The sequence below is a fragment of the Cupriavidus pauculus genome (assembly GCF_008693385.1).
GTDB classification, from domain to species: Bacteria; Pseudomonadota; Gammaproteobacteria; order Burkholderiales; family Burkholderiaceae; genus Cupriavidus; species Cupriavidus pauculus_D.
Genome location: NZ_CP044065.1, coordinates 3,292,457 through 3,307,962 on the forward strand (window position 1 = coordinate 3,292,457; position 15,506 = coordinate 3,307,962).

A 15,506-nucleotide genomic window follows, 5' to 3' on the forward strand; every position below is an offset into this window, starting at 1 on the left:
TCCGTTCGCGCCGGAGACTCCCGGCATTTCTCCATTCGGGAAGGAATATGGCGGACAACGCGAAGGTGAAGAAGAGCGACAAGAAGGAAGGCGGGAAGAAGAAGACCGCGAGCGATCGTATCGAGGTCAGGCAGTCGGGTGTGCATGGCCGCGGTGTCTATGCCATCGGTCATATCGCCGAGGACGAGCGCATCATCGAATACAAGGGTGAACACATTTCGTGGAAGGAGGCGCTCAAGCGTCATCCGCACGATCCGGACGATCCCAACCACACGTTCTATTTCAGCCTCGACGACGGCAGCGTGATCGATGCCAAGCACGGCGGCAACCGCGCGCGCTGGATCAATCATGCATGCGAGCCCAACTGCGAGGCACGCGAGAAGAAGGGCCGCGTGTTTATCCACGCGCTGCGCGATATCGCCGAGGGCGAAGAGCTCTTTTACGACTACGGCCTCGTGCTCGACGCGCGATACACGAAGAAGCTCAAGAAAGAGTTCGAGTGCCGTTGCGGCAGCCCCGAGTGCCGCGGCACGATGCTGGCCCCGAAGGAAAAAGGCGGCAAGAAATAAGCGGGACGTCAGGCGCGGTGCGTGACGTGGGATAACGGCACGCCCGTCGGCGCGGGCGCGGGCTCGCACGGGATGCGAATCACGAACCGCATCGACGGCCGTCGCTGAACGGTGGTGTCGACGACGCTGGCGACGTCGGCGCCGGCGCCATCGGCACCCGCCTCGCGCCCATGCACCCGATCGGCTTCCGCCGCGGCGGGCGGCTGAACCGGTGCCGGCACATCCTCGATGCGGATCGTGCCCTGATGCAGCGTCACGATTTCATGCACGATGGCCAGGCCGAGGCCCGCGCCGCTCGGCGCCGCCTGGCGCGCGACACCGGGCGTATCGTCGCCACGGAAGAAGCGCTTGAACACCTCGTCGCGGCGCGCGGGCGGAATGCCCGGCCCGTTGTCCTCGATCATCACCACGGCCATGCCGCGATGGCCCATGGTCTCCCCACCGGCGCGCACCGTGATGCGCCCGCCGGCCGGCACATACTTCACTGCATTGTCGATCAGGTTGCTGAGCGCCTCGCGCATCAGCAGGCGGTTGCCGCGCACATGCGCGGGCGCGCCGCCCGTGAACGTCGGGCCCGGCAATACCTCGAAGCCAAGATCGATGCGCCGTGCCAGTGCCTGCGGGACCCACTCGGCGCCGATCTCGAACGCGAGCTCGGCCAGGTCGAAGTGCTCGACGGGCCCGAGCCGCTCGAGCGAGAGGCCCGGCTCCGCGCGCGCAAGCGACAGCAGCTGGTTGGACAATCGCACCGCGCGGTCCGCGGCGGTCTGCACCTCGCGCAGCGCATGGCGTGCCACGTCCAGCGTGTCCGCCTCCATCGCGCGGTCGGCATGCAGCTTGACGGCCGTGAGCGGCGTGCGCAGCTGATGCGCGGCATCGGCGATGAACTTGCGCTGCGCATCGAGGGCGTCGCGCAGCCGTGACAGCAAGGCGTTGAGGCCGCGAATCAGCGGCTCGACCTCGGCCGGCACCTGCGTCTCGTCGAGCGCCGCCAGCGAACGCGCGGTCTGGCGGTTGAGCTTGTCCGTCAGGATCTGCAGCGGCACGAGTTCTTCCTTGAGCACGTGCGACAGGATCAGGCTGCCGAGCAGCAGCAACAGCAGCAGCGGTACCGACACCGACAGCAGGATCTCGTTGGCGGCCGTCTCGCGGCGATCGAGCAACTCCGCCACTTCGACCACGATGGGCCCGCGCGGTGCGGCGGTCTCTGGCGTGCCGCTGCCGGCGGCGGCATTGGTGGACGTCCCGTACTCATCGTTGGCGGGACTCGGCAGCGTGACCGGCAGCCGCACCGCGCGGACCTGTCGTCCGCTGAACCACGCATAGAACAGCCGCGCGTCATGCAGCGAGGTCTGGCCCGTGCCGTAGCCGAGCCAGGTGTCCATGCCGCCGATCAGTCCGTCGGGACCATGGATGCGCCAGTAGATGCGATCGCTGCCCTCGGCCTCGACGAGCGTCTGCGCGATCATCGGAATGTCCTGCTCGAGCCGGGGCCCCGCAATGCGGATCTGCTGCGCGATATTGTTGGCCACGCCATAGAGCGCGCGATCGAATACCTGCGTGGTGTAGTGCGCGGCGAGCCAGTACGACAGCGAACCGCTGGTCAGCACGAGCGCGAATAGCGGCGTGGCCAGCGCCCGCAGCAGATGGATGCGCAGGCTTGGGTTGGACGTGCCGCGCACCCCGCCGCGCGCGCGTTGCCCGGCACCCGGCGTGGAGGGTGGGGTGGACGGAGGCGGTTGATGGCGCGGCCACATGATGGGTGTTGGCGGTGGCGGCTCAGGCGAAGCGGACGATGCTCATGATGACGGCGCGCCGCGCCGCGGCATCAGTGTCCGGCGCGGATCTGCAGCAGGTAGCCAAAGCCGCGCACCGTGACGATTTCCACATCGCTGTCCTCGAGCTTCTTGCGGACGCGGTGGACGTACACCTCGATCGCGGTGTCGCCGACCGTGTCGCCGCCTTCGCCGGCGGGGTGCGCGAACGTCGCGAGGTGATCCTGCATCTGCGCCTTGCTGACCACGCGGCCCTGGCGCTGCAGCAGCAGCTCGAGCACCGCGAACTCGCGCGGCGACAGCTCCAGCGGCCGGCCATCGACGAACATGCGGCGGTCGTTGCCAGACAGGCGCAGACGGCCGAGCCGCACGTCGCGTTCCGGCGCGGCCTCGCCGTGCTGGCTGCGGCGCAGCAGCACGCGCACGCGTGCTTCCAGTTCTGGCAGCGCGAACGGCTTGACGAGGTAGTCGTCGGCACCGGCATTGAGGCCGGAGAGCTTGTCTTCGAGTTCGTCGCGCGCGGTCAGGATCAACACCGGGGTGGTGCGGTTGCGCGCGCGGTAGCGTGCCAGCAGCGTCATGCCGTCGATGCCGGGCAGGCCGAGATCGAGGATGACGAGGTCGTGCTGGTCGCGCAGCAGGTGGTCCGTGGCATAGACACCGTCGTGCACGACGCGGACCTGGTGGCCTGCCCGCGACAGGCCAGCTTCCACGCCACTGGCGATTTGACGGTCGTCCTCGATCAGCAGGATGCGCATGGCTCTGTATGTAGGGTCTGGTTCGGGCCAACCATCATGCAAGTCGGCAATGTTGCCGATTGTACAGGGCCATGCCTTTCAGCGACCTAACAGGAAATCGGAGGAAATCAGCGCGCCAGCCCCGACGCCGCCTTCTCGATGAACGTGGCCAGGTCGATATCGCGCTGGGTCAGGCCGTCGGCATCGTGGGTGGACAGCGTGATGTCCACGCGGTTGTACACGTTGAACCATTCGGGATGATGGTCCGCCTTGTCCGCATGCAGCGCCACGCGCGTCATGAAGCCGAATGCCGCATTGAAGTCGGCGAAGCGGAACGATTTCTGGATGGCGTCGCGGCCGTCCACGGGGGTCCAGCCGGGCAGGCCGGCGAGCAGGCTCGCGCGAGCCTCTTGCGAGAGGGGATTCATGGTGGGCTCGATCGATAGGGGAGAGAAGGTGATTGTTCCACAAAGGGGGGCGCGCTTCAGCTTCAGATGTCTTCGCTCTCGCCCCAGCCCTCGCGCGTGCCCGTATGAATCACATCGTCCCTCGCTGCGATATCGCCCGCGCCGAGCGTGGGCTCCGCGCGCAGCGCGTCGTACAGTGGCGTGAAGTCGGGACCCGTCGCGTCGAACAGCTGTTCGAAGCTGTCGATGACGAAGTACGTTTTCTGGAACGTGTCGATGCGATACCGCGTGCGCATGATGCGCCGCACGTCAAAGCCGATCCGGTTGGGGCTGGCCGCGTCGAGGCTGTAGATCGACTCGCCCTGGCTCGACAGGATGCCCGCGCCGTAGATGCGCAGGCCCTCGGGCGTGCGGATCAGGCCGAACTCCACCGTGTACCAGTAGAGGCGCGCGAGCATGTCCAGCGCGCCCAGTCCGTGCGCTTTCAGGCCACCCTTGCCGTACGCCTCCATATAGTCCGCGAAGACCGGGTTGATCAGCAGCGGCACGTGCCCGAACACATCGTGGAAGCAATCGGGCTCCTGCAGGTAATCGAGCTGCTCGGGCTTGCGCATCCACCAGCTGGCCGGAAAGCGGCGGTTCGCCAGATGCTCGAAGAACACCTTGTCGGGCACGAGGCCGGGGACGGCCACGATCTGCCAGCCCGTCGCGCGCATCAGCCGTTCGTTGAGCGCGTCGAAGTCGGGCACGCGGTGCTTGTCCATGCCGAGGGTGTCCAGTCCCGCGAGAAACTCGTTGCAGACGCGGCCCTTGAGCATCGTGGCCTGCCGCTCGTAGAGCGTGCGCCACATCGAATGATCGGTCTCGGTATAGCGATGCACGGGCTGTGCGATGGTGAAGTCGTCGCGCAACGCCTGCCCCGACAGCAGGCCGGCGTCGAACTGTTCCTTCAGCTTCTCGGTCATGGTGATCATGTGCGCTCCAGCGATGCGGGAATACTGCACAGTTTATGGAGTCGCACTCGCAATAAGGCCGCAAAATCGACGCTGGCGGTGGCGAGGATGCATATAATCCGCATCAGATAAATAATCGGTGCGGAAATCACGTATGGTTGAACTCGATGCGTACGATCTGGCGCTGCTTGCCGCGCTGCAGCACGACGGTCGCTCGACCCATCAGCAGCTGGCGGACCGGGTCCATCTTTCGCCAAGCCAGGTAGGCCGGCGCATCGCGCGGCTCGAAGCGGACGGCGTGATCACCGGTTACCGCGTGAACCTGTCGCACCAGTCGCTGGGGCTGGGGGTCGTCGTCTTTATCAGTATCAAGCTCGCCCACCACGGCGACACCGCCGTCGAGCGGTTTCGCGAGGAAATCCTGCTGCTCGAGGAAGTGCAGGAGTGCTATGCCGTGGCCGGCGAGGCCGACTATCTGGTGCGTGTGGTCGTGCCGGACCTCCCGATGCTGGCGGACTTCACGATGAAGAAGCTCATGCGCGTGCCCGGCGTGGAAAGCGTGCGCTCGAATATCGTGCTGACCGCGCTAAAGCGAGAAGGCCAGTTGCCGCTGTCGCATTTGCGCTGAAAAGCAAGCTCCTCGCGGCTGAAATGTGCGCAGGCTTGCGCTTGCCATCGGCCCATGTCACGCTCGCCGGGTGCCAAAACCGGGAGAGGCAGGGATGAGGGGAATCGTCGCCATCGGATTCGCGTCGCTGGCCGCGCTGAGCGCCGCGCAGGCGCTCGCCGCGCAGATCACGCGTTTCTCGCCAGAAGGGGTGGTGCCGCGCGTGCGGCAGGTAGCCATCCGCTTTGACGAACCGATGGTCCCGATGGGCGACCTCAAGGCCGCCGCGCCCGCCGCGGTGGCCTGCCAGGGCGGTGGCTCGGCAGGCCAGGGCCGCTGGGTCGATGCCAGCAACTGGGTCTTCGACTTCGAGCAGGACCTGCCCCCGGGCGTGCGCTGCACGGTGCGCATGGCCAACGGGCTCAAGAGCGTGGCCGGCAAGGCGTACAGCGGCAAGCCCGAATACCGCTTCGAGACCGGCGGTCCCACCGTGCTCTCGGCGCGGCCGTCGGGTGGCCAGATCGAGGAGGACCAGGTCTTCGCGCTGCGCTTCAACGGCGCGGCCACGGCGGGCTCCATCCAGTCTCATGCATGGTGCCAGGCCGAAGGCCTCGGCGAACGCATCCCCGTGCGGCTGCTCTCCGGCAAGGATCGCGACACCGTGCTCGGGGCGATCCGCTGGTCCGACTTCGCGAAGCAGACGCCTGAAGCGATCCATCTGCTTGCCTGCCAGCAGCGCCTGCCGTCGGGCGCGCGCATGCAGCTCGTGCTCGACGCCGGTATCGCCACGCCCTCCGGCGTGGCCACCCGCGATGCGCGCCGCTTCGACTTCACGGTACGCGAGGCCTTCGCGGCAGGCTTCACCTGCGAGCGCGAACGCGCCGAGGCACCCTGCACGCCGCTGCGGCCGCTGCGCGTCACGTTCACGGCACCGGTGCCGCGCAAGGTTGCCGAACGCGTGGTGCTGAAGACGCCGTCGGGCGACCGCGCGCCCACGTTCGATCCGGACCTCTCCCCCGATGCCGCCGTCGACTCGGTGTCGTTCCCGCCGCCGTTCGCGGAGAACGCCGCGCTGACGATCGAGGCGCCGAAGGATCTGAAGGACGATGCGGGCCGTACGCTGACGAACGCCGATCTCTTTCCGCTCAAGGTCACCATGGCCGCGCTGCCGCCGCTCGCGAAGTTCGCGGCGGCGCCGTTCGGGGTGGTCGAGCGCTTCGCGGACGTTCCGCGCAACAAGTCCGATGGCGACTATCCGCCGCTGTTGCCCGTGACGCTGCGCAATGTGGAGGCCGATCTGCCGGCAACCGCGGTGCGCGCGCAGGCGGGTACCGTGGCGCGGCTCAAGGTCGATGACGACGGCGCGGTGCTGCGCTGGCTCGGGCTGGTCAAGCGCATGCACGAGACCTCATGGACGCGCGGCGAACTCGATGCCGTGCTGGCTGGCAGGTCACCCTACGAGGTGCGCAATCCGCGCAATGCACCGTCGATCGAAACGCGTTCGGTCTCGCTGCTCGACAAGGCCACCGGTGTGCGCAAGCTCGATATCCCGAAGCCGACCGGTGGCGATCCGCGTCCGTTCGAGGTCGTGGGCATTCCGCTGCCCGAGCCCGGCTTCCACGTGGTGGAGATCGCCTCGCCGCGCCTCGGTGCCGCGCTGCTCGGCCGGCAGGCGCCGATGTACGTGCGTACCGCGGCGCTGGTCACGAACCTCGGCGTGCATCTGAAGGTCGCGCGCGCGGCGACCGATGGCGACATGAGCGGGCTGGTCTGGGTCACCACGCTCGACGACGGCAAGCCCGTGGCGAACGCCGCGGTGGCCGTGCGCGATTGCGACGGCAAGCTCTACGGCGAAGCGCGTACCGATGCCACGGGCGTCGCACGCTTCGACAAGCTGCCCGCGTCGCGTCACGACGACTGCGCGAACGGCCTGTCCGGCTACTTTGCCTCCGCGCGCATCGCGGCCGATCATCCGCAGGCGCGCGGCAAGGCCGATATGGCGTTCGTGATGTCGGACTGGAATCGCGGCATCGAGACGTGGCGCTTCAACGTGCCGACCAATATGAGCGCCTCGCAGACGCTGCGCGCGCACACGGTATTCGATCGCACGCTGCTGCGCCTGGGCGAGACCGTATCGATGAAGCATCTGCTGCGCACCGAAACGCTGCAGGGCTTTGGACTGCCATCGGGCGAGAACGCGATGCCCGCGAAACTCGTCGTCACGCACGAGGGCAGCGGCCAGACCTACGAGATGCCGCTGGCATGGCGCGCCACGGCAACGGGCGGCCGCAGTGCCGAAAATACGTTCCAGATTCCGCCGGCCGCCAAGCTTGGCCAGTACAGCACGACGCTCGTCTATGCGAGCGGCCAGTCGCTCGATACCGGCGGCTTCCGCGTCGAGGCATTTCGCCTGCCGGTGCTCGCGGGCACGCTCCAGGCCGACAAGGACCCGAAGGCGAAGGGCAACGCGCTCATTGCGCCGTCGTCGGTGCCGGTGGGCATGGAGATCCATTACCTGTCCGGTGGCGGCGCATCGGGACTGCCCGTGCAGCTCTCCGCGCTGCTGCGGCAGAAGTCGGTGAACTTTGCCGACTACGACGATTTCTCGTTCGACGCGCCGCGCCAGCGCAAGCAGGCCGGCAGCGGCGGCGACGAGGATGCCGACGACGAGGACGCGTCGGCGCAATCGGAGCGGCTCGTCGCGGACAAGGTGCGCGTCACGCTCGACCGCAACGGCAACGCAAAGACCACGCTCAAGGATCTGCCGAAGATCGACCTGCCGACGGACCTCGTGCTCGAGGCGGGCTTTGCCGACCCCAACGGCGAGATCCAGACGCTGCGGCAGACCGTGCCCGTATGGCCGGCCGGCGTCGTGGCGGGTATTCGTGCGGGCAGCTGGGTATCGGTGACGCAGAAGATCGCCGTGCAGGGTCTCGCGCTCGATACGCAGGGCAAGCCGCTTGCGGATACGCCCGTGCAGATCCAGGCGCGGCTGCGTATCAATACGTCGGCACGCAAGCGCGTGGTCGGCGGCTTCTACCAGTACGACAACCGCAGCGAGATGAAGGACCTGGGTACCGTGTGCGAGGCGCGCACCGATGCGCAGGGCCGCGCGCACTGCAATGTCGCGCTGACGCAGGCGGGCGAAGTGGAGCTCGTGGCCATCGTGCGCGACGGCGACGGCCGCATGTCCCGCGCGGCCACCACCGTGTGGGTCACGCGTGCCGGCGAGCTATGGTTCGGCGGCGAGAACCACGACCGCATGGACGTGATTCCGGAGAAGAAGTCGTACGCGCCCGGCGATACCGCGGTGTTCCAGGTGCGCATGCCGTTCCGCCGCGCCACCGCGCTCGTGGCCGTGGAGCGCGAGGGTGTGATCGAAACGCAGGTCGTGGAATTGCGCGGCGACGATCCGTCGATCCGCCTGAAGGTGAAGCCCGAGTGGGGACCGAACGTGTACGTATCGGTGCTCTCGCTGCGCGGACGTCTGCGCGACGTGCCCTGGTATTCGTTCTTTACCTGGGGATGGCGCCAGCCCGTCGATTGGTGGCGCGCGTTCCGCACCGAAGGGCGCGAGTATGTCGCGCCGTCGCCGCTCGTCGATCTGTCCAAGCCCGCGTTCCGGCTGGGCCTCGCCGAGATTCGCGTGGGTAACGAAGCGCACCGGCTCGACGTGACCGTCACGCCGGACAAGGCCACGTATCCTGTGCGGGGCAAGGCGCGCGTGGCCGTGCAGGTGAAGCTGCCCGACGGCAAGCCCGCCGCGAACGCGGAGGTGGCATTTGCCGCCGTCGACCAGTCGCTGCTCGAGCTCATGCCGAACACGAGCTGGAACCTGCTCGATGCGATGTTGCAGCGGCGCAGCTACGGCGTGGAGACATCGACCGCGCAGATGGAGATCATCGGCAGGCGCCACTATGGGCGCAAGGCCGTGCCCGCGGGCGGCGGCGGCGGCAAGAGTCCGACGCGCGAGCTGTTCGACACGCTGCTGCTGTGGAATCCGCGCGTGCAGCTCGATGCCGAGGGCAAGGCCTCGCTCGAAGTGCCGCTCAACGATTCGCTGACGAGCTTCCGCATCGTCGCGGTGGCGGACCTCGGCGTGGGCCGCTTCGGTACCGGCAGCGCGAGCATCGCCGCCACGCAGGACCTGCAGATGATCGCGGGCCTGCCGCTGCTGGTGCGCGAGGACGACCGCTATCGCGCGATGTTCACGCTGCGCAATACGACGCAGCGCGCGATGACGGTGGAAGCGAGCGCGCGCGCCACGCTCGTCGACACCCAGGCACTGCCGACGCAGACGGTGCAGTTGCCCGCGGGCGAGTCGCGCGAGATCGGGTGGGACGTGACCGCGCCCGCGCTGCTCGCGTATAGCCGCAGCGGAACGATTCAATGGGAGGTGCAGGCGGTGGAGAAAGGCGGCGGCAACGCGAGCGATCGCCTCAAGGTGTCGCAGCAGATCGTGCCCGCCGTGCCGGTGACGGTCCAGCAGGCCACGCTTGCGCAGCTGTCGCCCTCGCTGTCGATTCCGGTTCAGGCACCCGCCGAAGCGCTGGCGGATCCGGCCGGCAAGCTGCGCGGCGGCCTGCAGGTGTCGCTGCAATCGTCGCTCGCGGGCGGCATGCCTGGCGTGCGCGAGTGGTTCCGCGCGTATCCGTTCTCGTGCCTCGAACAGCGGACGTCGAAGTCGATCGGGCTCAACGACACGGCCGCATGGGATGCGCTGATGGCGCAGTTGCCGTCGTATCTCGACAGTAACGGCCTCGCGTCGTATTTCCCGCTGTCGAGCGATGCGACGCAGGGCAGCGTGACGCTGACCGCGTACCTGCTTGCGCTGACGGACGAAGCCGCGCGCGCGGGACTGCCGATGCGCGTGCCCGATGCGCTGCGCGCGCAGATGGAGCGTGGCCTCACCGCATTCGTGGAGGGCCGCATCACGCCGCCGCGCTGGGCGCCGCAGTCCGCGACGATGGACCTCGAGGTGCGCAAGCTCGCCGCGCTCGAAGCGCTCTCGCGCACGGGCCATGCGCAGGCGCGCATGCTCGGCTCCATCCAGATCCTGCCGGCGCAATGGCCCACGTCCGCGCTGATCGACTGGCTGTCGCTGCTGTCGCGCATGCCCGACATCCCGCAGCACGAGGCGCGCGTTGCCGAAGCGCAGCAGCTGCTGCGTGGCCGGCTGACGGTGCAGGGCACGCGCCTGGTGTTCTCCACCGAGCGCGACGACAACTGGTGGTGGCTCATGGCCAACGGTGACGTCAACGCGGCGCGGCTGCTGGCGGTGGCCTCGCAGCTGCCGGCATGGAAGGACGATGTGCCGCAGCTGGTGACGGGTCTGCTCGGCCGGCAGGCGCGGGGCGCGTGGAGCACGACGACGGCCAACGCCTGGGGTGTGCTCGCGATCGCGCGCTACGCGCAGACATACGAGCGCACGCCCGTGAGCGGCACCACGCGTGCCACGCTCGGCGCCGAGTCGCGCGCATTCGACTGGGCCCGCGCGACCACGCGCGACGGCATCGCGACGGGCGCCGTCGATCTGCCGTGGCCCGGAGGCGCCGCGGGCGCGGCCCCGAAGCTGTCGCCGACGCCCGTGGCCGCACCGGCCGCGCTGCAGGTCGAGCATGCGGGCAGCGGACGTCCGTGGGCGACGGTGCGTGCGCTGGCGGCGGTGCCGCTGCGCGAACCCATTGCAGCGGGCTATCGCATCCGCCGCACGGTCACACCGGTGGAACAGGCCGTGGCGGGCAAGTGGTCGCGCGGCGATACGTATCGCGTGAAGCTCGACGTCGATGCGCAGGCCGACATGACGTGGGTCGTGGTCAGCGATCCGGTGCCGACCGGCGCGACGATCCTGGGCAGCGGCCTGGGCCGCGATTCGGACATCGCGACGCGTGGCCAGCAGGGCGGCACGTACGCGACGTTCGTCGAGCGCACGCCCGAGGCCTATCGCGCGTACTACGACTATGTGCCGAAGGGCGGCTTCACCGTCGAATACACAGTGCGGCTCAACAACGCGGGCGAGTTCGCGTTGCCGCCGGTGCGCGCGGAGGCGATGTATGCGCCCGACGTGTTCGGCGCATTGCCGGTCGAACGTCTGACCGTGGGGGCGCGCCCGTGATCCGCTTTGCCGTCAGGATGCCCGCGCGCGTGCGCGAATGGTGGTTCATGGGTGCGATCGCGGGTGTCATCTATGGCGTGCTGCTGCTGCAGGCCACGATGGTGCTCCCGCCCGGCGCGCCGCTGATCGGCGTGGTTTCGTACCAGCCGTTGTGGAAGTGCGCGATGGCGTTGCTGCTCGCGCGCGCGGCATGGTTCCACCGGCCGCTGTTCGAGCGCCGGTGGCTCGTCATCGCGCTCGTGTTGTCCGCGATCGGCGACCTGCTGCTGGCCTTGCCCGCGTTGCGCATCTCGTTTATCGGCGGGCTCGGCGCGTTTCTGCTCGCGCATCTCGCGTACCTGCGGCTGTTCGCGCCGCTTGGCGCGGACCTGCGCGCGCATCGCCTCGTCGCCTGCGGGCTCGTGATCGGCGCGGCCGGCGCGCTGCTCGGCCGCTTCTGGCCGAATCTCGGCGAGCTCGCGTGGCCGGTGGTGGTTTATATCGGCGTGCTGGCGGCCATGGCGTGCGCGGCGTTGCTCGCGCGCCTGCCGACGCCGCTGACCGCGCTCGGTGCCATCTGCTTCGTGATCTCGGACGCGCTGATCGGCACCGCGCGCTTTCTTTCCGCGTTCGATACGTATCAGCTCGGCATCTGGTGGTTCTATGCCGCGGCGCAGGTGCTGATCGTCGCGGGCATCGTGGGCGGACGGGAGACGCCCGGTGTGCAACCGATGGACGCAAAGGTGTAGCCGGCGATGCGCGGCGCGTCATCGTCCCCTCGTTGCTGGCGCGCCGTGCTTGCGGTGGCGATGATGCTGGCCGTGCCCGCCGCTTTCGCGGTCCCCACGTTCGGCGCCGTGCGCGATGCATGGCGCAGTGCGGACGTGGTGGTCGCCGATCGGCATGGGGAGACGATCGCGCGCATCCGCGACGACTTCCGCGCGCGGCGCGGAGACTGGGTCGGCCTTGCCGATACCTCGCCGGCGCTGCGCACGGCCATCGTGCTCTCCGAAGATCGCCGCTTCTATGCGCACAGCGGTGTCGACTGGCAGGGCGTGGCCGCCGCCGCATGGGCGAACCTCTGGAACACGCGCACGCGCGGCGCGTCCACGCTGACGATGCAGCTGGCGGGGCTGCTCGACGAGGATCTGCGCGCGGGGGGCGGACGGACCGGCGGACGCAGCATGACGCAGAAGGTCGGGCAGGCGGTGAGCGCGGCGTCGCTCGAGCGCGGCTGGAGCAAGGACCAGATCCTCGAGGCGTATCTGAACCTCGTGCCGTTCCGTGGCGAACTGGTCGGCCTGTCGGCGATGTCGCAGACGCTGTTCGGCAAGGTGCCGAGCGGGCTCGATGCGCGTGAATCGGCCGTGGCGGTGGCGCTCGTGCGCGCGCCCAACGCGACCCCCGCGCAAGTCTCGCGGCGCGCGTGCGGCATCCTGCGGGACATGCAGCTGCCGCGCGAGTGCGATGGCCTCGACGGCTTCACGCAGCTGGCACTGCTGCGCGCAAGCGGTGCGGGCGCGATGAAGCCGGCCGGGGCGAGTCTGGCACCGCATCTGGGCCGGCTGCTCGTGGCGCAGGCCGCGGCGGGCAAGCATGCGGCGAGTGGCAACGCGGCGATTGGCAACGCGGCGATTGGCAACGCGGCGATGGGCAACGCGGCGATGGGCACGGTGTCGCGTATCGACTCGACGCTCGATGCGCGCGTGCAGCGCGTGGCGGTGACGAGCCTCGACCGCCATCTGCGCGAACTCGCGGGCCGCAACGTCGAGGATGGTGCGGTCATCGTGATCGACAACGCGAGCGGCGACGTGCTCGCGTACGTCGGCTCGTCGGGCGTGCTGTCCGCGGCCGCGCAGGTCGATCACGCGGCCGCGCTGCGGCAGGCCGGCTCGACGCTCAAGCCGTTTCTCTACGCGCAGGCGCTAGAGGAGCGGCGCGTGACGGCGGCGTCGCTGCTCGACGATCGTCCCGTCAATCTGCCGACGGGCGGCGGGCTCTATATCCCGCAGAACTACGATCACCAATACGCGGGCTGGGTCAGCCTGCGCGCGGCGCTGGGCGCATCGCTGAATGTGCCCGCCGTGCGCACGCTGGTCATGGTCACGCCGCATCGCTTTCATCGCCGGCTCGTGGCGCTGGGCCTGCCGCTCACGCAGTCGGGCGACTATTACGGTTACAGCCTCGCGCTCGGCAGCGCCGACGTTTCGCTGCTGTCGCTGACGAATGCCTATCGCGCGTTCGCCAATGGCGGTGCCTATAGCGCGCCAAGGCTCCGCGCGGGCGACCCTCGCTCCACGCCGCGCGCGGTGATGCAGCCGGCCGCGGCCTATGTGATCGGCGACGTGCTCTCGGACCGCCATGCGCGCGCGCGTACGTTCGGGCTCGACAGCCCGCTCACCACGCGTTTCTGGACCGCCGTGAAGACGGGCACCAGCAAGGACATGCGCGACAACTGGTGCATCGGCTGGTCGCAGCGCTACACGGTTGGCGTCTGGGTCGGCAACGCGAGCGGCGCGAGCATGCACGATGTCTCGGGCGTGACCGGCGCCGCGCCGGTCTGGCACGACGTGATGGAGGCGCTGCACGGTGCCACGCCGAGCCGTGCGCCGGCCATGCCGGGCGGTGTGCGGCGCATCGGCCTGACGTTCGACCAGAACCTCGAGCCCGCGCGCGAGGAGGTGTTTCTCGACGGCACCGAGATGTCGCGCGTGAGCGTCGCCGCGGCGGCGCCCCGCGATGCCGGCGCCCGCCCGGCCATCGCCAGTCCCGCCAACGGCACGGTGTTCGCGCTCGATCCCGATATCCCGCCACGCGCGCAACGCGTGTGGTTTCACGCGTCGGCCTCCACCGGCGAGGTGGCCACCGGCGTCAGCTGGCGGCTGGACGGCAAGCCGCTCGGACGCGGTGGCGAAGTGGCCTGGCTGCCCTGGCCGGGCCGGCATCAGGTGGAACTCGTCGATGGGACCGGCCGCGTCGTGGACCGCGTCGCCATCGAGGTCCGTGGCGCAAGCGTGCGCGACGCGGCACCGGCGGCCCGGCCGCGCCGGCCCTGACATGGCTTTTGCTCCGCACGTGACCGGCATTTCGTTTCAAATGTGCGTATGCAGCAAACCCCCTCACCCGAAGGGGTCTTTGCGTTTCCGACAAAAACCGTTGCGCGCACGCAGCGGATATTTAAGAAAGACCCGGTAATTTCCGATGTTTTATTGGGTTAACCCGGGCTTTAGGGCGTTCCTTCTACGCATCGTTTTCATGTTTGAAACAGTCGGCGCTTCCGTCACGGGATAATGCGTGCCTTGGAGTAGGTCACATCAAGAGGAGTAAAGAGGAGCTATGAAGAACATCTATAAAAAGATGCTGGTGGCGGCCGCGGCCATGACGCTCGGCGGCTTTGCCCAGGCACAATCCGCGGGCAGCACGGTCGTGAGCATGGGCTGGTTCCGCGTCATGCCCACCGGGTCCAGCGAGAACCTGACCATCGACAGCCTCGCGGGCCGTCCGGTCGGCCAGCAGCGTCCGAACACGGGCGCGAAGATCGATTCGGCCGATACGCTGGGTCTCGCGCTCGATCACTTCTTCACGGACAACATCTCGGCCGAGTTCGTGCTGGGCGTGCCGCCGAAGCATGACGTGAGCGGCGATCGCGGATACGAGAAGTACGGCAAGCTCGGCGAAGTCCGCCAGTGGAGCCCGGCCGTCGTGTTCAAGTGGCACTTTTTCGACGCCAAGACCAAGTTCCGTCCGTACGTGGGCGTCGGCGTGAACTACACGTGGTTCACGGGCGAAACGGTCACGAACCAGAATTTCGTGAACAACGAGTTCGGACCGGGCTCGCGCATGACCGCGAGCGCCACGCCGTCGTGGAACCCCGTATTCAACGTCGGCGCCAACTACAACATCACCGACCGCTGGTCGGTGGGGGTGTCGGTCTCGTACGTGCCGATCTCGACGCGCGGCAACTTCGAAACCACGCTGGCCAACGGCGCGGTCGTGAAGTCGCATACCAAGATCAGCATCGATCCGGTCGTGACGTACCTGAGCGTCGGCTACCGCTTCTGACGCGACCCGCGGGGCATCGGCAAGGAAGAAGGGGCACCGTTCGGTGCCCCTTTCCTGTTATCTGGCCGCCTTCACGGGGTAGCCGGCTTCCTCGATGGCCTTGCGCAGCGCGGCCTGGTCGGCCTGGCTATCGACCTTCACGGCCTGCGTGGGCACATCGGCGGACACGCTGGCGGCCGGATCGACTGCCTGGACCGCGCGGGTGATCGCACCGACACAGTGGTTGCAGGACATGCCTTCGACTTCGAACTGGATCATCTTGAGCTCCGGATTGAGATGGAGGGATTGCACGGAATGGAGTG

The 15,506-nt window shown here is 68.4% G+C and carries 11 protein-coding genes; 6 read left to right on the forward strand and 5 right to left on the reverse strand.

Going from position 1 to position 15,506, the window contains the following annotated elements; genetic code table 11:
* Positions 1 to 47 precede the first annotated feature (47 nt).
* Positions 48 to 569 (forward strand): SET domain-containing protein, encoded by a 522-nt coding sequence (locus tag FOB72_RS15085; protein ID WP_150373357.1) that lies wholly within the window; start codon positions 48 to 50, stop codon positions 567 to 569.
* A gap of 8 nt (positions 570 to 577) precedes the next feature.
* On the opposite strand, the gene FOB72_RS15090 is transcribed toward FOB72_RS15085, so the two are convergent.
* From FOB72_RS15090 to phhA, 4 genes are all read right to left on the reverse strand, one after another.
* The gene (locus FOB72_RS15090; RefSeq protein WP_150373358.1) at positions 578 to 2,326 is read right to left on the reverse strand and encodes a sensor histidine kinase; all 1,749 of its coding nucleotides are present in this window, start codon (positions 2,324 to 2,326) and stop codon (positions 578 to 580) included.
* Between the two features lie 71 nt (positions 2,327 to 2,397).
* Entirely contained in the window at positions 2,398 to 3,102 is a 705-nt protein-coding gene (locus FOB72_RS15095) for a response regulator transcription factor (RefSeq protein ID WP_109582532.1), read from the reverse strand.
* A gap of 107 nt (positions 3,103 to 3,209) precedes the next feature.
* Positions 3,210 to 3,509 (reverse strand): 4a-hydroxytetrahydrobiopterin dehydratase, encoded by a 300-nt coding sequence (locus FOB72_RS15100; protein WP_150373359.1) that lies wholly within the window; start codon positions 3,507 to 3,509, stop codon positions 3,210 to 3,212.
* Between the two features lie 62 nt (positions 3,510 to 3,571).
* On the reverse strand, positions 3,572 to 4,462 hold the full coding sequence (gene phhA, locus FOB72_RS15105; protein WP_150373360.1) for a phenylalanine 4-monooxygenase: 891 nt from the start codon (positions 4,460 to 4,462) through the stop codon (positions 3,572 to 3,574).
* Positions 4,463 to 4,595: 133 nt separating this feature from the next.
* On the opposite strand from phhA, the gene FOB72_RS15110 reads away from it, so the two are divergent.
* From FOB72_RS15110 to FOB72_RS15130, 5 genes are all read left to right on the forward strand, one after another.
* Positions 4,596 to 5,069 (forward strand): Lrp/AsnC family transcriptional regulator, encoded by a 474-nt coding sequence (locus FOB72_RS15110; RefSeq protein WP_150373361.1) that lies wholly within the window; start codon positions 4,596 to 4,598, stop codon positions 5,067 to 5,069.
* 94 nt (positions 5,070 to 5,163) lie between these two features.
* Positions 5,164 to 11,163, forward strand: a complete 6,000-nt coding sequence (locus FOB72_RS15115) for an alpha-2-macroglobulin family protein (protein ID WP_150373362.1) — start codon at positions 5,164 to 5,166, stop codon at positions 11,161 to 11,163.
* Positions 11,164 to 11,180: 17 nt separating this feature from the next.
* Positions 11,181 to 11,891 (forward strand): lysoplasmalogenase, encoded by a 711-nt coding sequence (locus tag FOB72_RS15120; protein ID WP_411859836.1) that lies wholly within the window; start codon positions 11,181 to 11,183, stop codon positions 11,889 to 11,891.
* Positions 11,892 to 11,951: 60 nt separating this feature from the next.
* Entirely contained in the window at positions 11,952 to 14,198 is a 2,247-nt protein-coding gene (pbpC, locus tag FOB72_RS15125; RefSeq protein WP_411859837.1) for a penicillin-binding protein 1C, read from the forward strand.
* A gap of 280 nt (positions 14,199 to 14,478) precedes the next feature.
* A complete protein-coding gene (locus FOB72_RS15130) occupies positions 14,479 to 15,204 on the forward strand; it encodes an OmpW/AlkL family protein (protein ID WP_150373365.1) in 726 nt (241 codons plus the stop codon).
* A gap of 57 nt (positions 15,205 to 15,261) precedes the next feature.
* On the opposite strand, the gene FOB72_RS15135 is transcribed toward FOB72_RS15130, so the two are convergent.
* Entirely contained in the window at positions 15,262 to 15,462 is a 201-nt protein-coding gene (locus FOB72_RS15135; RefSeq protein ID WP_150373366.1) for a heavy-metal-associated domain-containing protein, read from the reverse strand.
* Between the last annotated feature and the right edge of the window lie 44 nt (positions 15,463 to 15,506).

Coding starts and splice junctions, on each gene's coding strand:
- FOB72_RS15100 (WP_150373359.1), bottom strand. CDS start 3,509: ATGAATCCCCTCTCGCAAGAGGCTCGCGCGAGCCTGCTCGCCGGCCTG.
- FOB72_RS15095 (WP_109582532.1), bottom strand. CDS start 3,102: ATGCGCATCCTGCTGATCGAGGACGACCGTCAAATCGCCAGTGGCGTG.
- FOB72_RS15120 (WP_411859836.1), top strand. CDS start 11,181: ATGCCCGCGCGCGTGCGCGAATGGTGGTTCATGGGTGCGATCGCGGGT.
- FOB72_RS15090 (WP_150373358.1), bottom strand. CDS start 2,326: ATGTGGCCGCGCCATCAACCGCCTCCGTCCACCCCACCCTCCACGCCG.
- FOB72_RS15130 (WP_150373365.1), top strand. CDS start 14,479: ATGAAGAACATCTATAAAAAGATGCTGGTGGCGGCCGCGGCCATGACG.
- FOB72_RS15135 (WP_150373366.1), bottom strand. CDS start 15,462: ATGATCCAGTTCGAAGTCGAAGGCATGTCCTGCAACCACTGTGTCGGT.
- pbpC (WP_411859837.1), top strand. CDS start 11,952: ATGATGCTGGCCGTGCCCGCCGCTTTCGCGGTCCCCACGTTCGGCGCC.
- FOB72_RS15085 (WP_150373357.1), top strand. CDS start 48: ATGGCGGACAACGCGAAGGTGAAGAAGAGCGACAAGAAGGAAGGCGGG.
- phhA (WP_150373360.1), bottom strand. CDS start 4,462: ATGATCACCATGACCGAGAAGCTGAAGGAACAGTTCGACGCCGGCCTG.
- FOB72_RS15115 (WP_150373362.1), top strand. CDS start 5,164: ATGAGGGGAATCGTCGCCATCGGATTCGCGTCGCTGGCCGCGCTGAGC.
- FOB72_RS15110 (WP_150373361.1), top strand. CDS start 4,596: ATGGTTGAACTCGATGCGTACGATCTGGCGCTGCTTGCCGCGCTGCAG.